General features: G+C 73.9%; 21 protein-coding genes. 13 read left to right on the plus strand and 8 right to left on the minus strand.

The genetic code is table 11. The features are described from left to right. Positions 1-142: 142 nt before the first annotated feature. Complete coding sequence (locus C1I92_RS14890; protein WP_199521245.1) at positions 143-952, plus strand: HAD family hydrolase; 810 nt, start codon at positions 143-145, stop codon at positions 950-952. Between the two features lie 85 nt (positions 953-1,037). Here C1I92_RS14890 and C1I92_RS14895 read toward each other — a convergent pair whose 3' ends face one another. Continuing rightward, positions 1,038-1,487, minus strand: a complete 450-nt coding sequence (locus C1I92_RS14895; protein WP_111255445.1) for a hypothetical protein — start codon at positions 1,485-1,487, stop codon at positions 1,038-1,040. 99 nt (positions 1,488-1,586) lie between these two features. On the opposite strand from C1I92_RS14895, the gene C1I92_RS14900 reads away from it, so the two are divergent. Continuing rightward, positions 1,587-2,504, plus strand: coding sequence for a hypothetical protein (locus tag C1I92_RS14900; protein ID WP_146605148.1), 918 nt, complete (start codon positions 1,587-1,589; stop codon positions 2,502-2,504). Between the two features lie 317 nt (positions 2,505-2,821). Here C1I92_RS14900 and C1I92_RS14905 read toward each other — a convergent pair whose 3' ends face one another. From C1I92_RS14905 to C1I92_RS14925, 4 genes are all read right to left on the minus strand, one after another. Then, on the minus strand, positions 2,822-3,793 hold the full coding sequence (locus C1I92_RS14905; protein ID WP_199521246.1) for a Fic family protein: 972 nt from the start codon (positions 3,791-3,793) through the stop codon (positions 2,822-2,824). A gap of 620 nt (positions 3,794-4,413) precedes the next feature. Next, on the minus strand, positions 4,414-5,298 hold the full coding sequence (locus tag C1I92_RS14915; protein WP_111255448.1) for an oxidoreductase: 885 nt from the start codon (positions 5,296-5,298) through the stop codon (positions 4,414-4,416). Between the two features lie 75 nt (positions 5,299-5,373). Further along, positions 5,374-5,997, minus strand: a complete 624-nt coding sequence (locus C1I92_RS34450; protein ID WP_199521247.1) for a DUF1707 SHOCT-like domain-containing protein — start codon at positions 5,995-5,997, stop codon at positions 5,374-5,376. Beyond that, positions 5,994-6,599, minus strand: coding sequence for a PadR family transcriptional regulator (locus C1I92_RS14925; protein WP_111255494.1), 606 nt, complete (start codon positions 6,597-6,599; stop codon positions 5,994-5,996). Before C1I92_RS14925 ends, C1I92_RS34450 begins: the two co-directional genes overlap by 4 nt. 109 nt (positions 6,600-6,708) lie before the next feature. Between C1I92_RS14925 and C1I92_RS14930 the strand changes: the two genes are divergently transcribed. The 4 genes from C1I92_RS14930 (at position 6,709) to C1I92_RS14945 (ending at position 10,468) form a co-directional block, all read left to right on the plus strand. Beyond that, the gene (locus C1I92_RS14930) at positions 6,709-7,434 is read left to right on the plus strand and encodes a class I SAM-dependent methyltransferase (protein ID WP_111255449.1); all 726 of its coding nucleotides are present in this window, start codon (positions 6,709-6,711) and stop codon (positions 7,432-7,434) included. A 73-nt stretch (positions 7,435-7,507) separates the two neighbouring features. Further along, the gene (locus tag C1I92_RS14935; protein WP_111255450.1) at positions 7,508-8,575 is read left to right on the plus strand and encodes a FecCD family ABC transporter permease; all 1,068 of its coding nucleotides are present in this window, start codon (positions 7,508-7,510) and stop codon (positions 8,573-8,575) included. Then, positions 8,572-9,669: a FecCD family ABC transporter permease gene (locus tag C1I92_RS14940; protein ID WP_233507004.1), complete on the plus strand. Its 1,098-nt coding sequence runs from the start codon at positions 8,572-8,574 to the stop codon at positions 9,667-9,669. The genes C1I92_RS14935 and C1I92_RS14940 overlap by 4 nt, the downstream gene beginning before the upstream one ends. Beyond that, positions 9,662-10,468: an ABC transporter ATP-binding protein gene (locus C1I92_RS14945; RefSeq protein WP_111255451.1), complete on the plus strand. Its 807-nt coding sequence runs from the start codon at positions 9,662-9,664 to the stop codon at positions 10,466-10,468. The genes C1I92_RS14940 and C1I92_RS14945 overlap by 8 nt, the downstream gene beginning before the upstream one ends. Here C1I92_RS14945 and C1I92_RS14950 read toward each other — a convergent pair. Beyond that, positions 10,455-11,408 carry a LysR family transcriptional regulator gene (locus C1I92_RS14950; protein WP_111255452.1) on the minus strand — a complete coding sequence of 318 codons (954 nt, stop codon included), beginning with the start codon at positions 11,406-11,408 and terminating at the stop codon, positions 10,455-10,457. The two genes, C1I92_RS14945 and C1I92_RS14950, sit on opposite strands and share 14 nt — an antisense overlap. Positions 11,409-11,483: 75 nt before the next feature. Between C1I92_RS14950 and C1I92_RS14955 the strand changes: the two genes are divergently transcribed. Genes C1I92_RS14955 through C1I92_RS14985 form a run of 7 tightly spaced genes read left to right on the plus strand, consistent with a single transcriptional unit; the run spans position 11,484 to position 17,099 of the window. Then, positions 11,484-12,464 (plus strand): threonine ammonia-lyase, encoded by a 981-nt coding sequence (locus C1I92_RS14955; RefSeq protein ID WP_111255453.1) that lies wholly within the window; start codon positions 11,484-11,486, stop codon positions 12,462-12,464. A gap of 10 nt (positions 12,465-12,474) precedes the next feature. Continuing rightward, positions 12,475-13,656 (plus strand): sensor histidine kinase, encoded by a 1,182-nt coding sequence (locus tag C1I92_RS14960; protein WP_111255454.1) that lies wholly within the window; start codon positions 12,475-12,477, stop codon positions 13,654-13,656. A 43-nt stretch (positions 13,657-13,699) separates the two neighbouring features. Then, a complete protein-coding gene (locus tag C1I92_RS14965; protein ID WP_111255455.1) occupies positions 13,700-13,936 on the plus strand; it encodes a ribbon-helix-helix protein, CopG family in 237 nt (78 codons plus the stop codon). Beyond that, a complete protein-coding gene (locus tag C1I92_RS14970) occupies positions 13,933-14,265 on the plus strand; it encodes a type II toxin-antitoxin system PemK/MazF family toxin (RefSeq protein ID WP_111255456.1) in 333 nt (110 codons plus the stop codon). The genes C1I92_RS14965 and C1I92_RS14970 overlap by 4 nt, the downstream gene beginning before the upstream one ends. A 10-nt stretch (positions 14,266-14,275) precedes the next feature. Beyond that, positions 14,276-15,016 (plus strand): LytR/AlgR family response regulator transcription factor, encoded by a 741-nt coding sequence (locus C1I92_RS14975; protein WP_111255457.1) that lies wholly within the window; start codon positions 14,276-14,278, stop codon positions 15,014-15,016. Further along, positions 15,013-15,375: a hypothetical protein gene (locus C1I92_RS14980; protein WP_111255458.1), complete on the plus strand. Its 363-nt coding sequence runs from the start codon at positions 15,013-15,015 to the stop codon at positions 15,373-15,375. The genes C1I92_RS14975 and C1I92_RS14980 overlap by 4 nt, the downstream gene beginning before the upstream one ends. Then, the gene (locus C1I92_RS14985) at positions 15,372-17,099 is read left to right on the plus strand and encodes a sodium/solute symporter (RefSeq protein WP_111255459.1); all 1,728 of its coding nucleotides are present in this window, start codon (positions 15,372-15,374) and stop codon (positions 17,097-17,099) included. Before C1I92_RS14980 ends, C1I92_RS14985 begins: the two co-directional genes overlap by 4 nt. Here the strand turns inward: C1I92_RS14985 and C1I92_RS14990 are convergent, their stop codons facing one another. Further along, positions 17,100-19,481, minus strand: coding sequence for an ABC transporter permease (locus C1I92_RS14990; RefSeq protein ID WP_199521248.1), 2,382 nt, complete (start codon positions 19,479-19,481; stop codon positions 17,100-17,102). Continuing rightward, on the minus strand, positions 19,478-20,170 hold the full coding sequence (locus tag C1I92_RS14995) for an ABC transporter ATP-binding protein (RefSeq protein WP_111255460.1): 693 nt from the start codon (positions 20,168-20,170) through the stop codon (positions 19,478-19,480). Before C1I92_RS14995 ends, C1I92_RS14990 begins: the two co-directional genes overlap by 4 nt. Between the last annotated feature and the right edge of the window lie 116 nt (positions 20,171-20,286).

Consider the following 20,286-nt stretch of genomic DNA (forward strand, 5'->3'; position numbering starts at 1 on the left):
AAAGGCGGCGGGGGGGGTGCCGCCAGACGCATCGTCCCCAGCGGTGGCTGGGGCCAAACACGCGCCACGACTTTTTGTCGCGTCGCCGCCATGGAGCCGCCTGCGACGCACCCCAGGCGACAGATCGATATCCTCGTTTCTCGTGGACAACGACGACCGCCCTGCGACCGCGGCGTTCTTCGACCTCGATAAGACGATCATCGCGAAGTCGAGCACGCTGGCCTTCTCCAAGAGCTTCTACCAGGGCGGTCTGATCAACCGTCGAGCTGTGCTGCGCAGTGCGTACGCCCAGTTCGTATATCTCGTGGGCGGTGCCGACCACGACCAGATGGAGCGGATGCGCGAGTACCTGTCCGGCCTGGTGACCGGCTGGGACGTGCAGGTGGTCAAGGACATCGTGGCGGAGACGCTGCACACGATCGTCGACCCGATCGTCTACGACGAGGCGGTCACGCTGATCGAGGAGCACCACCTGGCCGGCCGCGAGGTCGTCGTGGTGTCGTCGAGCGGCGCGGAGGTCGTGGAGCCGATCGGCGACATGCTGGGAGCGGACCGCGTCATCGCGACCCGCATGGTCGTCGGCGACGACGGGAAGTACACCGGCGAGATCGACTACTACGCGTACGGCGACACCAAGGCCGAGGCGATCCGCGAGCTGGCCAAGGACCAGGGCTACGACCTGAGCCGCAGCTACGCCTACACCGACTCGGCGACGGACCTGCCGATGCTGGAGGCGGTCGGCCACCCGTACGCCGTCAACCCGGACCGCGCGCTGCGCCGGGCGGCGGCGGACCGCGGCTGGCCGGCGCTGGTGTTCTCCAAGCCGGTGGCGCTGCGCCAGCGGGCGTCGATCCGCGACGCGCCGAAGCCGGCGATCGCGGCGGCGGCGATCAGTGCGGGCGCGGCGGCTGCCGGGCTGGCCTGGTACGCCGTCCGGCGGCGCCGCTCCTGATGATCTTGGATTGACGGTATCGGCTGGAACCTGCTGCCCCTCGAGCCCGAAGACAGCCGGGCGGCCGTTCTGCGTTGCCGCAGCGTCAGCCGCCGTGTTCGCGCGCCCTCTCGCGGTAGTACGCCGCCTCGTCGTCGCGGCCCAGCTCGTAGAGAACGTCACCGAGCCGCGCCATGGCGGGACCGTGGCCGGCGTCGGCGGCGCGGCGGTAGAACCGTTCCGCCGACTCGAACTCCTCACGTTCGACATAGGCGTCGGCGAGGAACATCCAGTTGGAGATGGTGCCGGCGGATGGATCGGAGACCTGGTCGGACTGGACCGGCTGCTCCGCGGCGGCCTGCTGCTGAGCGAGCGCTCGTGAGCCGACGACGAGGGCGCCCGAGATGACGCCGCAGGCCGCAAGGATCGTGGCCGACGCGGCGGTAGAGATCTGAACGTCCCTGGCGATGGCGACGATCAGCGCAGCGAGCAGCGCCACCACGCCGGCCAGAACGAGCCACATGACGTATCTGAGCCGGTTCCCCCGGTTCACCATGGTTTCCGATCATGGCCCCGTTGGGCACACCTCGCAAACGGAACGAACCGTGACCGCGACGTGCTGTCCGGATCCGCAGGTGGGGGCCACAATCGGTCCATGGCGACCGATGACGATCGCGTGGTGCCCCTGGAGCTGGGCGCCGTCGGTCCGCCGGACTCCGGCCAGGATCCGGACTCCGGACGTCCGTGGCCGGCCTGGCGCATGTGGACGGGGCTGGGCGCCGCCCTGCTCGTGGGCGCCGTCGTCGGCATCGTCGCCAACAACGCCCGCAACGACGCCGCCGAGTACGCCGAGGTTGACCTCATCCGCGGCACCGTCGACGTCGAGTTCGGCTCGCCGCTGTCGTCGGACGCGCAGCGGCTCTACGTCAACCTGATCAACACCGGGCCGCGTGAGCTGGAGATCCTCTCCATCGACGTCGACGGCTTCACGACGATGACCGGCGCGGACGGCGGGCCTGACCCCGTCACCGCGGCACCCGGCGAGTGGGTCCAGGTGGAGACCAACGTCGAGGCCGACTGCGACACCCGCCCGCCGGGGACGCTGCAGGTGCACGTCCGCACGGGCTCGGGCGAGCAGTCGGTCGTCGTGACGGGGCAGCCCGGCGACGACCAGCTGATCTGGGCGTGGCAGGGCGGCTGCCAGTCGGCCGACGGGACCGGCGTGTTCATCGGCGACACCCGCACGATCTCCGCCGACGCCAGCGGCGCCCGGATCGTCCTGCCGGTCACCAACGGCGGCGAGGAGCCGCTCACCGTCAGCGCCATGGACGCGACGACCCCCGGCTTCACGATGACGACGGACCCGCTGCCGATCGATGTGGCGCCCGGCCAGACGCAGCAGGTGACGACGGTGTGGACGGTGGCCGACTGCGCGGACGCCGCCCGGTTCACCGAGGCGACCATCGCCGTCACCATCCACAACGAGTCCATGGACACCCGGGTGTCGCAGCCGCTCGGCAACCCGACGCTGATCGAGCTGGTCCGGCTGACGGTGCGCGTCTGTGAAACGTAAAGATCTGCCCGTTGCCCTTTCGCTGGGACCCCGCGATGACCTAGAAACGAAGTACGGACCGCAAGGTCCATAGCACGGCGGAGGGAACCCACGCGGCGATCAACCCATGTACGGGCAGTCGTCCCCGGGAATGCCGGGGCGACGGACGAGATGCACGCACTGGTAACCCACTCAGCCGTGTCAGCGGCGGCGCCCTACCTCACGCGGGGCGCCGCTCGCATGTGCGTGACGGCTGACGCTGTCAGCCCCCGCCCCGCCTCGGCGACCCGCCGTGCCGCACCCCGGGCGCGATGAGAACAGCACCGCGAATGGCGACGCTACGACGCCGCCGCGCGGACGCGTTCGGCCAGCGTGAGCCCGACCTCGGCGCCGCGCGCGTAGGCGTCCGCGCACTGCCGGACCCATGCGCCGACGCCCTCCGGTCTGCCCTCGGCGTAGGCCCGGGCCAGCGGCTCGTAGGCCCGTTGCAGCGCCAGGTGCCCGGCCTCCGGCACGCCGGCCGCCTTCGTGTCGACGCCGAGCGCCACCAGGACCACGCGCTCGGCCGCCCGGGCGACCACGCCGTCCGCCGTGCCGAACGGCCGAAGCGCCAGCAGCTCGCCGTGCACGATCGCGGCGACGACCACGCCGGGGGCCGCCGTCGGCGCGGTCGCCAGACGGAGCAGCTGGTCGAGTCGCTCGGCATCGGCTGAGGCGCGCGGCCGGCCCAGCTGGTCGGGATCGGCGACCAGGTCGCGAGCGGCCAGCACGTGCAGCCGAGCCAGCGCCTGCCGGGGCGACCGGCTCCAGATCTGCGCCAGCTCGGGGACCGCGGCGGTGACCCGCAGCGCGCCCTGCAGGACCGGATCGCCGGCGACGCCCGGTTCGCCGGCCTCGCCGGGATGACCGCCCGCGCCCGGCCCGCCGGCCGGGGCCGGCCCACCGGCCAGCGCCGGCACGCCAGCCGGAGGCGGCCCGCCAGCCAGGGGCGGCCCGCCGGCCGGAGCCGACCCGCCGACCGAAGCCGGCGCACGGTCGGCGCCGACTCCGTCAGCCGCGGCCAGGGCGCCGTGCCCGGCCAGATCCGCGGCCGCACTCCCGACGGCGTCCAGGCTGCCGAGCGTGTCCGGGTCGCCTCCGTCGAGGGCCGCCGATGCCTGTGCACCTCGCAGCGCGGACAGCGCCGCGATCCGGCCGGCGTCGCGGCGCATCGCCGGATGCCGCAGCAACGCGTCGACGGAGCTGCGGGCCTGCGCGGCCGCCGCGCCGACGCCGGTCAGCATCAACACACCAGCGAGCGGATCGTCCATGCCGCCAGCCTAGGGTGCGTCTCCCGACCCAGGGCGGGCGCCGACTGGCTGCCGGCATTCGAGCTGGCGGAGCAGGCCGACGGGATCGCGCGGTCGCCGGCGTGGGTACGCACGGACAGCGTCAGGAGGTCGACGCCTCCCGGCGGGCGCCACCCGCGGTGCTCGGCTCCCGTCTCGGCCGGCGCAGCGTCCCGGCCCACCGGAGGGCCTCAGGCGACGCCGATCCGGTCGATCGCGTCGGCCGGCGCCGATTGTCTACCGGCATTCGAGACGGCAGAGCCGGCCCACGGGATCGCGCGGTCGCCGGCGTGGGTACGCACGGAGGGCGTCGAGGAGGCCGGCGCCTCCTGACGAGCGCCACCCGCGGCGCTCGGCTCCCGTCCCGGCCGGCGCAGCGTACCTGCCCACCAGAGGAGACCCTCAGGCGACGCCGATCCGCTCGATCAGGTCGGCCGGCGCCGATTGGCTGCCGGCATTCGAGCTGGCCGACGCTATCGCGCGGTCGCCGGCGTGGGTACGCACGGAGGGCGTCGAGGAGGCCGGCGCCTCCCGCCGAGCGCCACCAGCGCCGCTCGGCTCCCGCCTCGGCCGGCGCAGCGTCCCGGCCCACCAGAGGGCCCTCATGCGACGCCGATCCGCTCGATCGCGTAGCGGACACCGGTCAGCTCCTCAGAGCGCCTCCACAGCCACGCCGCACGCTCGGCGTCGCGGGATCGGCGGCTGGTGCCGACCACCGTGGGATACCCGTGGCGCTGCAGGAACCCGTCCGGCCCGATGCAGACGCCGCCGCGAACATCCGGCGCGGTCGCCGCGTACAGCAGCGGCAGCACACCCATGGCCGGGCTCTGCGCGGGCCCGCCGGCCAGCACCTTGCCCTGCAGCGAGGTATCGGCGCGCTGTCCCTCGGTCGCCGTCACGCCCGGATGCGCCGCGACGGAGACCGTCCGGCGCCCCGTGGCGGCCAGCCGGCGCTGCAGCTCGTAGGCGAACAGCAGGTTGGCCAGCTTGGACTGCGCGTAGGCCAGCCAGCGCTGGTAGCGGCGCCGCTCGAACTGGAGGTCGGCGCGCACGCGGCCGAGCACGTGCAGCCCGCTCGTGACCGTGACGACCCGGCCGCGCACGCGGTTGACCAGCAGTCCGGTCAACGCGAACGGCCCGAGATGGTTGACGCCGAGGTGGCGCTCGAAACCGTCCGCCGTCGTGCCCCGCGGCACTGCCATGACGCCGGCGTTGTTGATCAGCACGTCGATGTCGCAGTCGAGGCCGGCGGCGAACGCGCGCACCGATGACAGGTCGGCGAGGTCGAGCCGGCGGATCTCGACGCCCCCGCCGATGTCGTCGGCCGTGGCGCGTGCCTTGTCCTGGTCGCGGCAGGCCAGGATCACCGTCGCGCCGGCCGCTGCCAGCGCCCGGGCCGCCTCCGCGCCGAGCCCGCTGGTGGCGCCCGTGACGATCACCGTGCGCCCGTGCTGGTCGGGAATGTCCGCTGCGTTCCATCCGGTCATGTCGCGCCTCCTCGGCCGACGATGCAGTCCGGCGGATCGGCCCGGCCGCGCCGGCCGGGCCGATCCGAGGCGAAGCTAGCGGCCGGTCGCCCAGCCGCCGCGGGGCTGTGGTCCCCAGCCGGGGCGGGCCGGCGGCCAGTCCCGGCGGGTCTCGAACCGGTCGTCCCGGCCGGACGGCGCCCAGCCGGACGAGCCGCCTGGACCCCAGCCGGACGAGCCCCATCCGCCCGGGCCCCGGCCCGACCGGCCGTGGCCGCCGTCGTGCCAGTGCCGATGACGGCGGCTCCACGGCGGCCCGCCGAACAGGAACAACAGCCCGAAGACGAACAGCAGCCACGGCGCCGACACGACGATCAGGAACAGCAGGCCACCCAGGGCCATCATCGCCAGCGGCGCCAGGAGCAGCAGCCGAGGCAGCGACCGCGGCCGGGACACGCCCGCCGAAGCGCCGAAGGGCCCGGGGAAGCGCCCGGAACGATCCCCGGCGAACCCTGCCTCGATCCCGGCCCCTCGGACGGCGACCGGCTGCGGCAGGTCGGTGAACAGCTCGTCGAGGTCGCCGCCGAAGCGAGCGGCCCAGGCGCGAGCGGACCGCTCGTCGAACTCGTCCTTGGTGAGCCGGCCGGCGGCGAAGTGCTCGCCGAGCGCGGCCACGGCGGCGTCGCGCTCGGTGTCGCCGACGCGCAACGGCCCGCTCATCGCCGATCACCCTCGTCGTCGCCGTCGGCGAGGATGCCGTACAGCTTGCGTCGCGTGTCGGCGAGGACCTCGCGGGCGCGCGCCTGCTGGTCCTGGCTGCCGGTCGCCATGATCTGCCACAGCGCCTGCGCGGTCTGGCCGACCAGCGGCCGCAGCCCGGCCGTGTCGTCGTCCTCGGCGTTCGCCGACATCGACTCCCACGGCGCGTTGACCTCGGCCGCATGCGCCTGGACGTACTCCTCGCCCTCGGCGGTGAGCCGGTACACGCGCCGGCCGTTGTCCTCCTCGGCGCGGACCAGGCCCTCGTCCTCGAGCTGCTGCAGTGTCGGATAGATCGAGCCGGGGCTCGGCCGCCACACGCCGCCGCTGCGCTCGGCGATCTCCTGGATCATCTGGTAGCCGTTCATCGGCCGGTCGGCCAGCACTCCGAGGATCGCCGCGCGGATGTCGCCGCGCCGCGCCTTCGGACCGCGCCGCGCCCAGGGCGGACCGCCCCACGGGCCACCACCGGCCCACGGCGGCCCGCCCCAGGGACCACGACCGCCACTACCGAAGAACATGTCCCACGGCCCCGAGCCGTGTCCTCCGCGTCGTCCGTGCATCTCGCTCACCCACTTCCCATCGAACGTTCGCGATACTCAGACGATATATCGCGATCGGTTCGAGAACAACCCCCGACGACGACATCCGCGTGAGAGTTAGAGTCACGACGTGACCACCGACGAGTTCCACCAGCGCGCCGCCTCGTTCGGCGGGGTCGCCGACGTCTACGAACGCACCCGGCCCGGCTATCCGGCCGACGCGGTCCGCTGGCTGACGGGCGACCGGCCGGCCCGCGTCCTCGACCTCGGCGCCGGGACCGGCAAGCTGACCAGATCACTCGTCGCCGCGGGTCACGACGTCGTCGCGGTGGACCCGTCGGAGCCGATGCTGGCCCAGCTACGGATCGCGCTGCCCGCGGTCGACGCCCGCGAGGGAACGGCCGAGCAGCTGCCCCTGGCCGACGCCACCGTCGACGTCGTGACGGTGGGCCAGGCGTATCACTGGTTCGATCCCTCGATGGCGCTGCCGGAGATCGCGCGCGTGCTGCGACCCGGCGGACGGCTCGGGCTGATCTGGAACCTCCGCGACGACTCCGTCGGCTGGGTCGACGAGCTCTGGTCGATGTTCGGCGAGAACGAGGGCGGCCGCCCCGACGACCCGCAGGCACTCCCGCCGTTCGGGCCGATGGAGCGGCGGACGTTCCGGCACGAACAGCGGCTCGACCGCGACGGGTTGCTCGGCCTGGTCGCGTCCCGCTCGTACGTCGCCATCCTCGCCGCGCCGGAGCGCCACGCGCTGCTCGGGCGCGCCGGCGAGCTCTACGACCGCATCGCCGGGCCGGACGGCGTCGTGCTCCCTTATCTGACGCACTGCTTCCGCTCCGTCCGCGGCTGACGCCGGACCCCAGCGCAATCGGCGGAAAGGGGCGGATTCGCCTCCACGGGGTAGGTAAGGTTAGCCTCTGCTCATGCCTGCTCCGACCGTCGACCGGCCGGCCGATGCCGACACGGCGACCGCCGCCGCGGGGCTGGTCCGCACGACTCGCGGCCGGCTGCTCTGGCTGGTCGTCTGCGCCGCGGTCCTGGCGCTGACCTGCCTGGCCAGCATCGCGATCGGGGCGAAGTACATCCCGCTGGACGAGGTCCTGCGCGCGCTGTTCGGCGACTCCGGCGACGCGAACAACCAGGTCATCGTCGGGGACATGCGGGTGAACCGGACGATCCTCGGTGTCGTCTGCGGCATCGCGCTCGGGCTGGCCGGTGCGCTCATGCAGGCTCTGACCCGCAACCCGCTCGCCGACCCCGGCATCCTCGGCGTCAACGCGGGCGCCTCGTTCGCGGTCGTGCTGGGTGTGACGCTGTTCGGGTCGATGAGCCTGCTCGGCTACATCTGGTTCGCGTTCGCCGGCGCCGCGCTGGCCAGCGTCCTCGTCTACGCGCTGGCGTCGGTGGGACGAGGCCAGGCCTCGCCGGTGCGGCTCGCGCTGTCCGGCATCGCGCTCGCCGCGGTGCTGCTCGGGTTCACCCAGGCGATGGTGATCATGGACCCGGGCGTGCTGGACGTGTTCCGCTTCTGGCAGGTCGGGTCGCTGGCCGGCCGCGACGTCGAGACCGTCGGCTCGGTGCTCCCGTTCGTCGTGGTCGGCGTGCTGCTGGCGCTGGGCCTGGCCCGGACGCTGGACGCGATGGCGCTCGGCGACGACACCGCGGCGGCGCTGGGCGTGAACGTGCTGCTGGCCCGGGTGGTCGGCGTGATCGCGGTGACGTTGCTGTGCGGTGCGGCGACGGCGGCGATCGGGCCGATAGCGTTCGTCGGGCTGATGGTGCCGCACATCGTGCGCGCGTTCACCGGGCCGGACCAGCGCTGGATCCTGCCGTTCTGCCTGGTCGTCGCCCCGATCCTGCTGCTGGTCTCCGACATCGTCGGCCGGGTGGTGCTGGAGACCGGCGAGCTGCAGGTCGGCATCGTGACGACGGTGATCGGCGGCCCTGTGCTGATCGCGCTGGTGCGCCGGCGCCGGATGGTGGCCTCGTGACGGCGCCCGCGGCGGCCGGCCGGACCCGCCGGATCGCCGTCGAGCCGACCGGCCTGTCGCCGACGGCGTACGTGCTGCGCGGGCCGGGCGAGCTGTCCGTCCGCTTCGACCGTCGCATCGTGCTGACGTGCTCGCTGCTCGTCGCCGTGCTGATCGCGGTGTTCCTGACCTCGCTGGCGGTCGGCGACTTCACCATCGCACCCGGCGACGTCGTCCGCACGCTGTTCGGCAACCCGCCGGACCCGCTGGCCGACTTCATCGTCAACGGCCGCCGGCTGCCGCGCGTGCTGGTCGCGTTCCTGGTCGGCGGCGCGCTGGGAGCGTCCGGCGCCGTGTTCCAGAGCCTCTCGCGCAACCCGCTGGGCAGCCCCGACGTCATCGGCTTCACCTCCGGCGCGTCGGCCGGCGCGGTGTTCGTCATCCTCGTGACCGGCGGCAGCATGGCGCAGGTCGCGGGCGGCGCCGTCGCGGGCGGCGTGGCCACCGCGATCGCCGTCTACCTGCTGGCGTACAAGCGCGGCGGCCAGGGCTTCCGGCTGATCCTCGTCGGCATCGCGGCCGGCGCCATGCTGACGTCGGCGGTGCACTACATGCTGATGCGGGCCGAGCTGATCCAGGCGGCCAGCGCGCAGGTCTGGCTGACCGGGTCGCTGAACACCCGCGCCTGGGACCACGTCATCGCCGTCGGCATCGGCGTCGCGCTGGTCGTGCCGATGCTGTTCGTGCTGTCGCGGCCGATGCGGCTGATCGAGATGGGCGACGAGGCCGCGACGGGGCTCGGCGTCAGCGCTGAGCGGACCCGGCTCGGCATGCTGATCGCGGCGACGGTCCTCGCGGCGATCGCCGTCGCGGCGGCCGGCCCGGTCTCGTTCATCGCGCTGTCGGCGCCGCACCTGGCCCGCCGGCTCACCGGTGCGTCCGGCGCCGCCGTCGGCGCGGCCGCCCTGATGGGCGCCGTGCTGCTGGGCGGCAGCGACCTCGTCGCCCAGTGGGTGCTGCCGACACCGATGCCTGTCGGCGTGGTGACGGTGTGCGTCGGCGGTGTGTACCTCGTCTGGCTCCTCGCGCGGGAAGGGCGGCGCAACCATGTCTGAACCCCGGCTGCACGGGAACGACCTCACGCTCGCATACGACGAGCGGGTCATCTCCCGCGAGCTGTCCGTGTCGATCCCGGACGGGTCGTTCACGGTGATCGTCGGTCCGAACGCGTGCGGCAAGTCCACGCTCCTGCGCGCGCTGGCCCGGATGCTCAAGCCGCTGGCCGGCGCCGTCCACCTGGACGGGCAGCTGATCACGCAGTACTCGACGAAGGAGGCGGCGCGCCGGCTCGGGCTGCTGCCGCAGTCGTCGATCGCGCCCGAGGGCATCACCGTCGCCGACCTGGTCTCCCGCGGCCGCTACCCGCACCAGAAGCTGTTCCGGCAGTGGTCCACCGCCGACACAGAGGCGGTCGCCGAGGCGATGACCAGCACCGGCATCACCGACCTGCGGCACCGCCGGGTCGACGAGCTGTCCGGCGGGCAGCGGCAGCGGGTGTGGCTGGCGATGGTGCTGGCGCAGCAGACGCCGATCCTCCTGCTGGACGAGCCGACGACGTTCCTCGACATCGCGCACCAGATCGAGGTGCTCGACCTCTGCCACGACCTGCACGTCTCGCACGGCCGCACGCTGGTCGCCGTCCTGCACGACCTCAACCACGCGTGCCGCTACGCCACGCACCTCATCGCGATGCGCGACGGCGAGATCGTCGCCGAGGGCGCGCCGGCCGACGTCGTCGACGAGGCGATGGTGCGCGACGTGTTCGGGCTGGCCTGCCGGATCATCGACGACCCCGAGACCGGCACGCCGCTGGTCATCCCCGCGGCGAAGCAGCCCGTCGTCACCACCGCGTGAACTCCGCAGCCGCCTCGCGCAGCGCGGTCGCGAACGCCTGGACCGGCAGCGGCGCGGCGGAGCGGCCGTACGTGGCGACGGCGACGGTGCGGCCGTCGCCGGGGATCGGGTCGGCGCGGACGCCCGGATGCCGGTTGGCCGTCAACGCCAGTCCCGGCAGCGTGCTCACGCCGAGCCCGGCCGCGACCAGCGCCTGCACGGCCACGTAGTCGTCGGTCTCGAACGCGATCGCCGGCGCGAACCCGGCCCGCCCGCAGGACTCGACGAGGTGTGCCCGGCACCGCTCGCAGCCGGCGATCCAGCGCGCGTCCGCGTACCCCGCGAGGCCACCGGCAGGCGCGGCCCGCGCGAGGCTGTCGGTTCCCGCCCGTAGGGTGGGCGCCCTCCCGGCCGGGCGGGGACCGTACTCCGGTTCGCCGCCCGCCGTCACGAGGTAGAGCGGCTCGGTGAGCAGCGTCTCGACGGTGACGTCGCGCTCCTCCAGCGGCCCGTGCGCGAACACGACCGCGACGTCGACGGCGCCGGTGCGCAGCGCCGTCAGCGCGGCCGGCGGCTCGGCCTCGGTGAGCGCCAGCTCGACGTCCGGATGCGCGGCCGCGAACCGGGCCGCGGCCGCCGGGACCAGCGTGGCCAGCGCCGACGGGAACGCCGCCAGCCGGACCCGTCCCGTCCGCAGCCCGGCGTGCGCGGACAGCTCGGCCTCCGTCGCCTCCACCTGGCCCAGGATCTCCGCGGCCCGGCGGGCCAGCAGCTCGCCGGCCTCGGTGAGCCGCAGCCCGCGGCCGGCCCGCTGGGTCAGCGGCATCCCCACCTCGGCCTCGAGCCGGGCGAGGTGGTGGCTGACGGACGGCTGGGCGTAGTGCAGCGCGTCGGCGGCCGCGGTGACGGAGCCCTCGCGCGCTACCGCGACCAGCACGCGCAGGCGGGTCAGATCCAGCATCCATCAACGGTATCGATGGAGAACGAGAAAACCGGCATTGGACCTATGAGTCGTCCCCGGGCGACGGTGGAGTGCATGGAGCCACCCACGATCGCCGACGTCCTCGACGCCCAGCGGCTGCTCGCCGCGCACCTGCCCCCGACGCCCATCTGGAACTACCCGGCGCTGGACGCCGCGGCCGGCGCGACCGTGTTCGTCAAGCACGAGAACACGCAGCCGACTGGCGCGTTCAAGGTGCGTGGCGGGATCACGCTGCTGTCCCGGCTGGACCCGGCGGCACGCCGTCGCGGCGTCGTCGGCTACTCGACCGGCAACCACGCGCAGTCGCTGGCCTACGCGGCGCGGCTGTTCGGCGTCCCGTGCACGATCGTCATGCCCGAGCACCCCAACCCGGCCAAGGCCGACGCCGTCCGGCGGCTCGGCGCGGAGCTGGTCGAGTACGGCGCGACGTTCGACGACGCGGCGCCCTACGCCCGCTCCCTGGCCGACGAGCGCGGCATGCGGCTGGTCAGCGCGGCCGACGAGCCGGACATCATCGCCGGCGTCGCGACGGCGTACGCCGAGCTGTTCGCGCAGCAGCCGTACCTGGACGCCGTCGTCGTCCCGGTCGGGAGCGGCAGCGGCGCGGCGGCGGCCTGCCTGGTCGCCGCCGCGCTGGCGCCGCAGTGCGAAGTGATCGCGGTGCAGGCGGCGGACTCGCCGGCCGCGCACGACTCGTGGCGGGCGGGCGAGGTGGTGCGCCGGCCGAACCGGACCGCCGTCGAGGGCCTGGCGACGGGGTCCGGGTTCGCGCTGCCGCAGCGGATCCTGCGCGAACGGCTCGCGGACTTCGTCCTGGTCGATGACGACGAGATCGCCGCCGCGCAGTGGCGGCTCCTGCGCGACGTCCACACCCTGGCCGAGGGCGCCGGCGCGGCCGCGCTCGCCGCCGTCCTCGCCGACCCGGACCGCTTCGCCGGCCGCCGCGTCGCCGTCGTGTGCACCGGCGGCAACGCGAGCGAGGCGGAGCTGCGGCGCTGCGCCGAGCGGCCGTATACGGTCGCCGTCGCGCAGTAGGGTCCGGTGCATGAGCTCGCCGGTCGTCGCCGCGGTCGTCGCCGCCGTCGCGGTGACGCTGGCCGCCGTGCTGCTCACGCGGCTGGTGCGGTCCCGGCTGGTGCTGGGCACGACCGAGGACCAGACGACGTACCGGATCCTGCACACGACCAGCCTCGCGTCGCCGGAGCTGCGGGCCGGGCTCGCGGCGGGCGCGGACAAGGCGGTCAGGCACCTGCGCGAGCTGCTGGCCACGCCCGCGCTGGCGCTCACCGACGGCGACGACGTCGTCACCTGGGACGGCGCGGGCGCGAACCAGCACGTGCACGACGTGCGCCGGCACGCGGCCCGGGCGCTGGACGGCGGTACCGACGTGCTCGGCCCGAACGTCGTCGAGTGCGACCGGGTGGACTGCCCGGTCCGGCACGCCGTCGCCGCCGCGCTGACGACGGACGACCGGGTCGCCGGCGCTCTGATCGCCTACACGTCGGCGCGGCCGTCCGCGGGCCTCGTCCGCGCCGTCGAGGAGGTGGCGCGGTTCGTGTCCGGTCAGCTGGAGCTGGCCGAGTTCGACCGCGAGCGGGCCAAGCTGGCCGAGGCGGAGATCCGGGCGCTGCGGGCGCAGATCTCGCCGCACTTCATCTATAACGCGCTCGGCGCCATCGCGTCCTACGTCCGCACCGAGCCCGAGCACGCCCGCGAGCTGCTGCTGGAGTTCGCCGACTTCACCCGCTACTCGTTCCGGCGGCACGGCGACTTCACCACGCTGGCCGAGGAGCTGCGCTCGATCGAGCGGTACCTGACACTGGAGAAGGCCCGCTTCGGCGAGCGGTTGTCGGTGACGCTGCGGGTCGCGCCCGAGGTGCTGCCCGTCGCCGTACCGTTCCTGTGCCTGCAGCCGCTGGTCGAGAACGCCGTCAAGCACGGGCTGGAGGGCCGGGCCGACCCCGGCCACATCACGATCATCGCCGAGGACGCCGGCAACGAGGCGCTGATCAGCATCGACGACGACGGTGTCGGCATGGACCCGGAGCTGGCCCGCGGCCTGCTCAGCGGCGACGCCGGCGACCGGGTCGGCCTCGGCAACGTCGACGAGCGGCTGCGCGCGGTCTTCGGCGACGAGTACGGCCTGGTCATCGAGACCGCGCACGGAGCCGGGACGAAGGTCAGCCTGCGGGTGCCGAAGTACCGCCCCGGCGTGCACGCGACCTAGCCTCCGGTAGACGGCGGCAGATCGTACGACATAACGTATACGTATGACCGTTGAGGAGCGTCCGGCCAAGAGCGAGATCTGGCAAGCACGGATTCCGGCTCAGCTCGCCCGCGATCTCGAGAAGGATGCCGAGGTGCTGGGACTCGAGGGGCGCAGTGAGATCGTCCGCGAGGCGCTGACCCGGCTGCACCGGCAAGCCCTCCAAGAACGCATGGCGGTCGAGATCGCCGACTACTACGGCGGCGAGCAGGCTCCGCTGCCCGACGGCGTCGCCCGGTGACAGCAGGCTGGCCACCGCTGCGAGGCGAGGTCTGGGACGTCGACATACCCGCCGCGGGCGAGCATCCCGCCGTGGTGCTATCGGCGAACCCCATCAACACGCATCTCGGCCACATCACCGTCGCGGTGGTCACCGGTACGCCGGGGCCGCCCGTCACCCATGTGCCATTGGGCGCCGACGCTGGTCTGACGCGCTACGACGTGTCGTACGCCAACGCGACCGACCTTCACGCCGTGAACAAGGAGAGGTTTCTCGGCCGGCGCGGGCTGTGCTCGAAAGACGAGCTCGCGCACGTCGAGAGCCTGGTCCGGGTGTACCTGGAGCTGTAACCTCGCCGCCATGCTCAGCGTTCTGGCGGTCGACGACGAGCCACCGGCGCTGGCCGAGCTCGCCTACCTGCTGGAGCAGAACGAGCACGTCGGCCAGGTGCTGACCGCCGGCGACGGTACGGCGGCGCTGCGGCTGCTGGAGCAGCAGCACGTCGACACGGTCTTCCTCGACATCCGAATGCCGGGGCTGTCAGGTCTCGACCTCGCCCGGGTGCTGGCCCGGTTCCGCCGCCCGCCCGCCGTCGTGTTCGTGACGGCCTACGACGACCACGCGGTCACCGCGTTCGACCTGCACGCCGTCGACTACGTGATGAAGCCGTACCGGCGCGAGCGGCTGTTCGAGGCGATCCGCCGCGCGTCCGACGCGGTCAGCGACGCGCGCACACCGGCCGGCGGCGATGACGGTGACGACGAGACCATCTCGGTGGAGCTGGGCGGCGTCACCCGGTTCATCCGCCGCAGCGAGGTCGCCTACGTCAGCGCGCAGGGCGACTACGCGCGGCTGCACACCGCCGACGGCGCCAGCCACCTGCTGCGGATGCCGCTCGCCACGCTGGAGGACCGGTGGGCGCCGGCCGGGTTCGTCCGCATCCACCGCAGCTACCTGGTGGCGCTGACGTCCATCGAGGAGCTGCGCGCCGACGCCGGCCGGTACAGCGTCGTCATCGGCGACACGACCCTGCCGGTGAGCCGCCGCCACACCCGTGAGCTGCGCGACCGGCTGGTCCGGCGAGCCGGCGGAACCAGATGACGGAGCGCGTCACCGTCACCGGTCCGCGGCGGCGCCGGCCGCCGGCGCGCCGGCGCGCGGTGACCGCGGAGATCGACGCGCAGACCCAGCTCGGCGAGGTGTACATGCGGGCGCTGCTCCGGGCGCAGCTGCGGCTCAGCCTGGCCGTCGCCGGGGTCGTGCTGGGGCTGCTGGCGACGCTGCCGCTGCTGTTCGCGGTCGCGCCCCGGATCAGCGAGATCGAGCCGGCCGGGATCCCGTTGCCGTGGCTCATCCTCGGCGGGCTGATCTACCCGGCGCTGGTCGCGGCCGCCTGGTTCTACGTCCGCGCCGCCGAGCGGGTGGAGCGCGACTTCGGCGACATGGTGAACCGGCGGTGAGCACGTCCGCCGGCATCGTCGCCGTCGTCGTGACGGCGCTCGCGACGGTGTTGATCGGCATGTACGGCGTCCGCGCGGCCCGCACGACCAGCGACTTCTACGTCGCCTCCCGGACCGTGACGCCGTGGTGGAACGCGTCGGCGATCGGCGGGGAGTACCTGTCCGCCGCGTCGTTCCTGGGCGTGGCCGGGCTCGTGCTCGCGTACGGGACCGACATGCTGTGGTTCCCGGTCGGCTACACCGCCGGCTACCTCATGCTGCTGGTGCTGGTGGCGGCGCCGCTGCGCCGGTCGGGGGCCTACACACTGCCGGACTTCGCCGAGGCACGGCTGGAGTCGGCCGTGGCCCGGCGGGTCGCCAGCATCCTCGTCGTCACGATCGGCTGCCTCTACCTGCTGCCGCAGTTCCAGGCCGCCGGGCTGACGCTGCGCACGGTCACCGGGGCGCCGCAGTGGGCCGGGCCGGTCGTCGTCGCGCTGGTCGTGCTGGTGAGCGTGCTCGGCGGAGGCATGCGCAGCATCACCTTCGTCCAGGCGTTCCAGTACTGGCTCAAGCTGACGGCGCTGCTGGTGCCGGTGATCTTCCTGCTGCTGGTGTGGGCCGGCGACGGACGGCCGGAGCTGGCCGAGCCGGGCGCGCCGGCGTTCGACGAGGCGACCTCGGTCGAGGTCACGACCGACGTGACGATCGAGGTGCCGTCGCGCGTCGAGGTGACGGCGGACGGCGAGCCGCTGGTGCTGGAGCCGGGGCCGCACGACGTCGAGGCCGGGACGGTGCTGGGCTTTCCGGCCGACGCGCCGATCCCGCACGCGTCGTCGCTGACCCCGATGACCGGCGAGTCGTGGGCGCTGCCGCTCACGTCGGGCGGCGACCACCCGCTGTACGCGACGTACTCGCTGATCATCGCGCTGTTCTTCGGCACGATGGGGCTGCCGCACGTGCTGGTGCGCTTCTACACCAACCCCGACGGGCGGGCCGCGCGGCGCACGACGCTGGCCGTGCTGGGCCTGCTCGGCGTGTTCTACGTGCTGCCGGGGCTGTACGGCGCGCTGGGCCGGCTGTACACGCCGGAGCTGCTGCTCACCGGCCGCACCGACGCCGTCGTGCTGGTGCTGCCGGCGCGGCTGATCGACGGCGTGGCCGGCGAGCTGCTCTCGATGCTGGTGACGGCCGGCGCGTTCGCGGCGTTCCTGTCGACGTCGTCGGGTCTGACGGTGTCGGTGGCCGGCGTGCTGTCGCAGGACCTGCTGCACGGGCGGGTCCGCAACCCGGTGACGGGGTTCCGTCTGGGCGCCTTCCTGGCGTTGCTCGTGCCGATCGGGCTGGCGCTGACCAGCCCGTTCCTCGGCATCGCCGACGTGGTCGGGCTCGCGTTCGCCGTCGCCGCGTCGTCGTTCTGCCCGCTGCTGCTGCTCGGCATCTGGTGGCGCCGGCTGACCTGGCCCGGCGCCGTCGCCGGCCTGCTGGCCGGCGGCGGCGCGTCCACGCTCGCCGTCGTCGTGACGATCCTCGGCGGCCCGCAGTCCGGCTGGGTCGGCGCGCTGCTGGCCCAGCCGGCCGCGTGGACGATGCCGCTGGCGTTCCTCGTCATGATCGTCGTGTCGCTGGCGACGCGGCAGCACATGGCCCCCGGCGTGAACCGCACGATGGTGCGGCTGCACACGCCGGAGAACCTCGACCTCAACCGCGGCGACTGGGATCCCGAGGACCGCTGGCGAACGTGATCACTCGGTCCGCAGCGCCGTCGCCGTCCGGGTCCTGGCGGCCCAGCCCGCGGGCAGCAGCGACCCGGCGATCGCGACCAGCACGCCGGCGACACCGAGCAGGATCAGCAGGCCCGGCCCGAACACGTCCGTCACCACCTGCGGCAGCCGCAGTCCGGCGCTGTCGCCCATGGCCGGCATGACGACGGCGTGCAGGGCGTAGCCGAGCACGACGCCGATCGCGGCGCCCACGACGCCGGGCAGCGCGACCGACGCGAGCACCAGGGCGATGGTCTGGCGCGGCGCCATGCCGAGCGCCTTCTGGATGCCGAGCTCGCGGACCCGGTCCCGGATGTCGAGCAGGACGCCGTTCAGCACACCCAGCACCGCGACCGTGACCAGCAGCAACGACAGCATCGCGGCCAGCGCGTTGAGCGTCGCGGTGACGTCGCTCTCCTGCTCCTCGCTACCAGGTACGGCCGCGAAGCCGAGCGGCTCGACCTCCGCGGTGACGGCGTCGATGTACGCGCCGACGTCGGCGCCGGCGGCCAGCGCCACCTGGTAGTCGAACGGCGTGACCGGCCGGCCCGCGTCGGCGAACGTCGCGGCGTCGGTGAACACGGTCTTCCCGCCGTCGGTCGTGTCGAACACCTCGCCGACGATGCGCACCGGGATCGCGACGCCCTCGTGGTTCAGCGTGATGGTGTCGCCGACGGCCGACCCGCTCGCCGTCAGCAACGGCGTCGGAAGGACCACCTCGCCGGCCCCCTCGATCCAGCGGCCGGAGATCATCTCGTAGCCGCCCCACGACGCGTCCCCGGTGAACGCCTCGACCGCCACCGCCCCGGTCATCCCGGAGATCGTCACCTCCATCCGGGCCGTGCTGTAGAAGTCGGCCGTCTCCGGCTGGGCCTCGATCGCGGCGGCGACGGCGTCGTGGTCGGCCGTCGCGCCGCCCTCCGGGCCGGAGCCCGGCCCCATCATCACCGGCTGGACCCGCACGTCGGCGCTGTCGTTGGCCGTCGCGGCCAGCACCTCGCTCAGCGACGAGCTCAGCCCGACGGTGAAGGTGATGGCCGTGGCGCCGAACGCGACGCTGGCCATCATGGCGACGGCGCGCGCCGGTCGGGCGAACGGACGGACCAGGCCGAGGCTGAGCGGCCGCGGCACCGGCAGCCGGGCACCCAGCCGGGCGGCGCCGAGCCCGCGGCCGGCGGCCGGCGTGCGCCCGACAGCGAGCGCGTCCACGGTGCGCAGCCGGCCGGCCCGCCACGCGGCGGCCAGCGCGGTGACTGCCACGACCAGCAGGATCCCGGCGGACGCGGCGACGTTCACCCACCAGGCGACGGCCAGCCCGGAGGCGCCGTAGGCGGTCTCCGTCTGGTCCAGGATCGGCACCGCGAGCAGGTTGCCGGCGACGACACCCAGCACCGTGCCGACGACGGCGGGCACGAGCGCCTGCGCCACGTAGGCGCGGACGACCTGCGACGGGGTGAACCCCAGCGCCTTCAGGATGCCGATGCGGCGCGCGCCGGAGCCGACGGCGCTGGCGATCACGTTGCCGACGATCAGCACCGACATCAGCAGGCCGATCAGGCCGAAGGCGGCCAGGAACGGCACGAACAGCGCCGTCTCGCGCGTCAGGTCCTCGCGGACGGCGAGCCAGGACTGTGACCCGGTCATCGCCTCGGCGCCGACGGCGGCGGCGACGGCGTCGCGACCCGCGGCCACGTCCGCCGCCGTCTCGGCATCGGCGAACCGGTAGAGCATCTGGTACGCCACCGACGCGTCGGACGTCGTCAGCTCCTCGACCGCCGCCGGCGTCACCCAGGCGTCCGCCGTCCGCGTCGCCGACCGGGCCTTGCCGACGACCGTCAGCGTCGGGCTGCCGGGTGCGTCGGCGAACGTGAGCGTCGAGCCGAGCGGCTCGAGCCGGTCGGCGGCGACGACGATCTCGTCCGCCGCGTCCGCCCACTCCCCCTCGGTCAGCGCGAGCTCGTCGACGTCGCCACCGGGGTCGTCGCGGCCGACGACCGTGATCGGCCCGGTCGTCCCGCCGCCGCCCGGCCCGCCCAGCTCGCCCGGCTCCTCGCTCTCCGGCAGCTCGATCGTCGGGGCGATCGACACCGCCGGGAACGGCCCGGCCGTCGCGGTCACACCGTCGACCGAAGCGCCTGCCTCCGACAGGTCCGTAGCGCTCACCAGGCCGCCGTCGAACTGCGCCGACAGGTGCGCGCCGTCGTAGCGGCCGAAGGCGTCGTCGAACGGGTCGTCGGACGCGACCAGCAGCGACCCGCCGAGGATCGTCGCCGTCACCGCCATCGTCGTCGCCAGCGTGATCACGACGGTCTGCACGCGGCGCCGTCCGACGCCGGAGCGCACCACCGTGCCCAGCCCGCTCACCGGACCGGCTCCGCCCTGACGTCGGAGACGACCCGCCCGTCCACCAGCTCGACCGTGCGGGTCGTGCAGGCCCGGGCCAGCCGGACGTCGTGCGTGACGACGACGATCGTCTGTCCGTCGGCGTTCAGATCGGCGAGCAGCCCGATGACGTCCTCGCCCGACGCGGTGTCCAGGGCGCCGGTCGGCTCGTCGGCCAGCAGCAGCGGCGGCCGGTTCATCAGCGCCCGGGCGACCGCGACGCGCTGCCGCTCGCCGCCGGACAGCCGGCCCGGATACGCGGCCGCGTGCCGGTCGATACCGAGCGTCTCGAGCAGCTCAGCGGCCCGGCGCCGGGCCTCCCGCCGGGGCATGCCCGCGAGCTGCGCCGGCAGCACGACGTTCTCCGTCACGGGGAGGTCGTCGAGCAGGTTGAAGAACTGGAAGATCATCCCGAGCGTGCCGCGCCGGTAGCGCGCGGACGCGGTCTCACTCAGGGTATCGACGCGGACGCCGTTCACCGTCACGGTGCCGGCGTCCGGCCGGTCCAGCCCGGCGATCAGGTTGAGCAGCGTCGACTTGCCGCTGCCGGACGGTCCCAGGATCGCGACCGCCTCGCCCGGGACGACTGTGAGCGACACGTCGTCCAGGGCCGGTGGGCCCTCGTCGTACTGGCGGGTGGCGGCGCGTACGGTGATCATCGGTTCGGTCATGGCCGGCTCCTTCGGGTCCGCGGGATGGCCTGCTCGACGCTAGGAGCGCGGCGGCGCCGGCCGCGTCTGCCGCGGGAGCCATCTCGGGTACCGCGATCGGACGACACCGCGCCCGT

This window comes from Jiangella anatolica (assembly GCF_003236295.1).
Lineage (GTDB): Bacteria > Actinomycetota > Actinomycetes > Jiangellales > Jiangellaceae > Jiangella > Jiangella anatolica.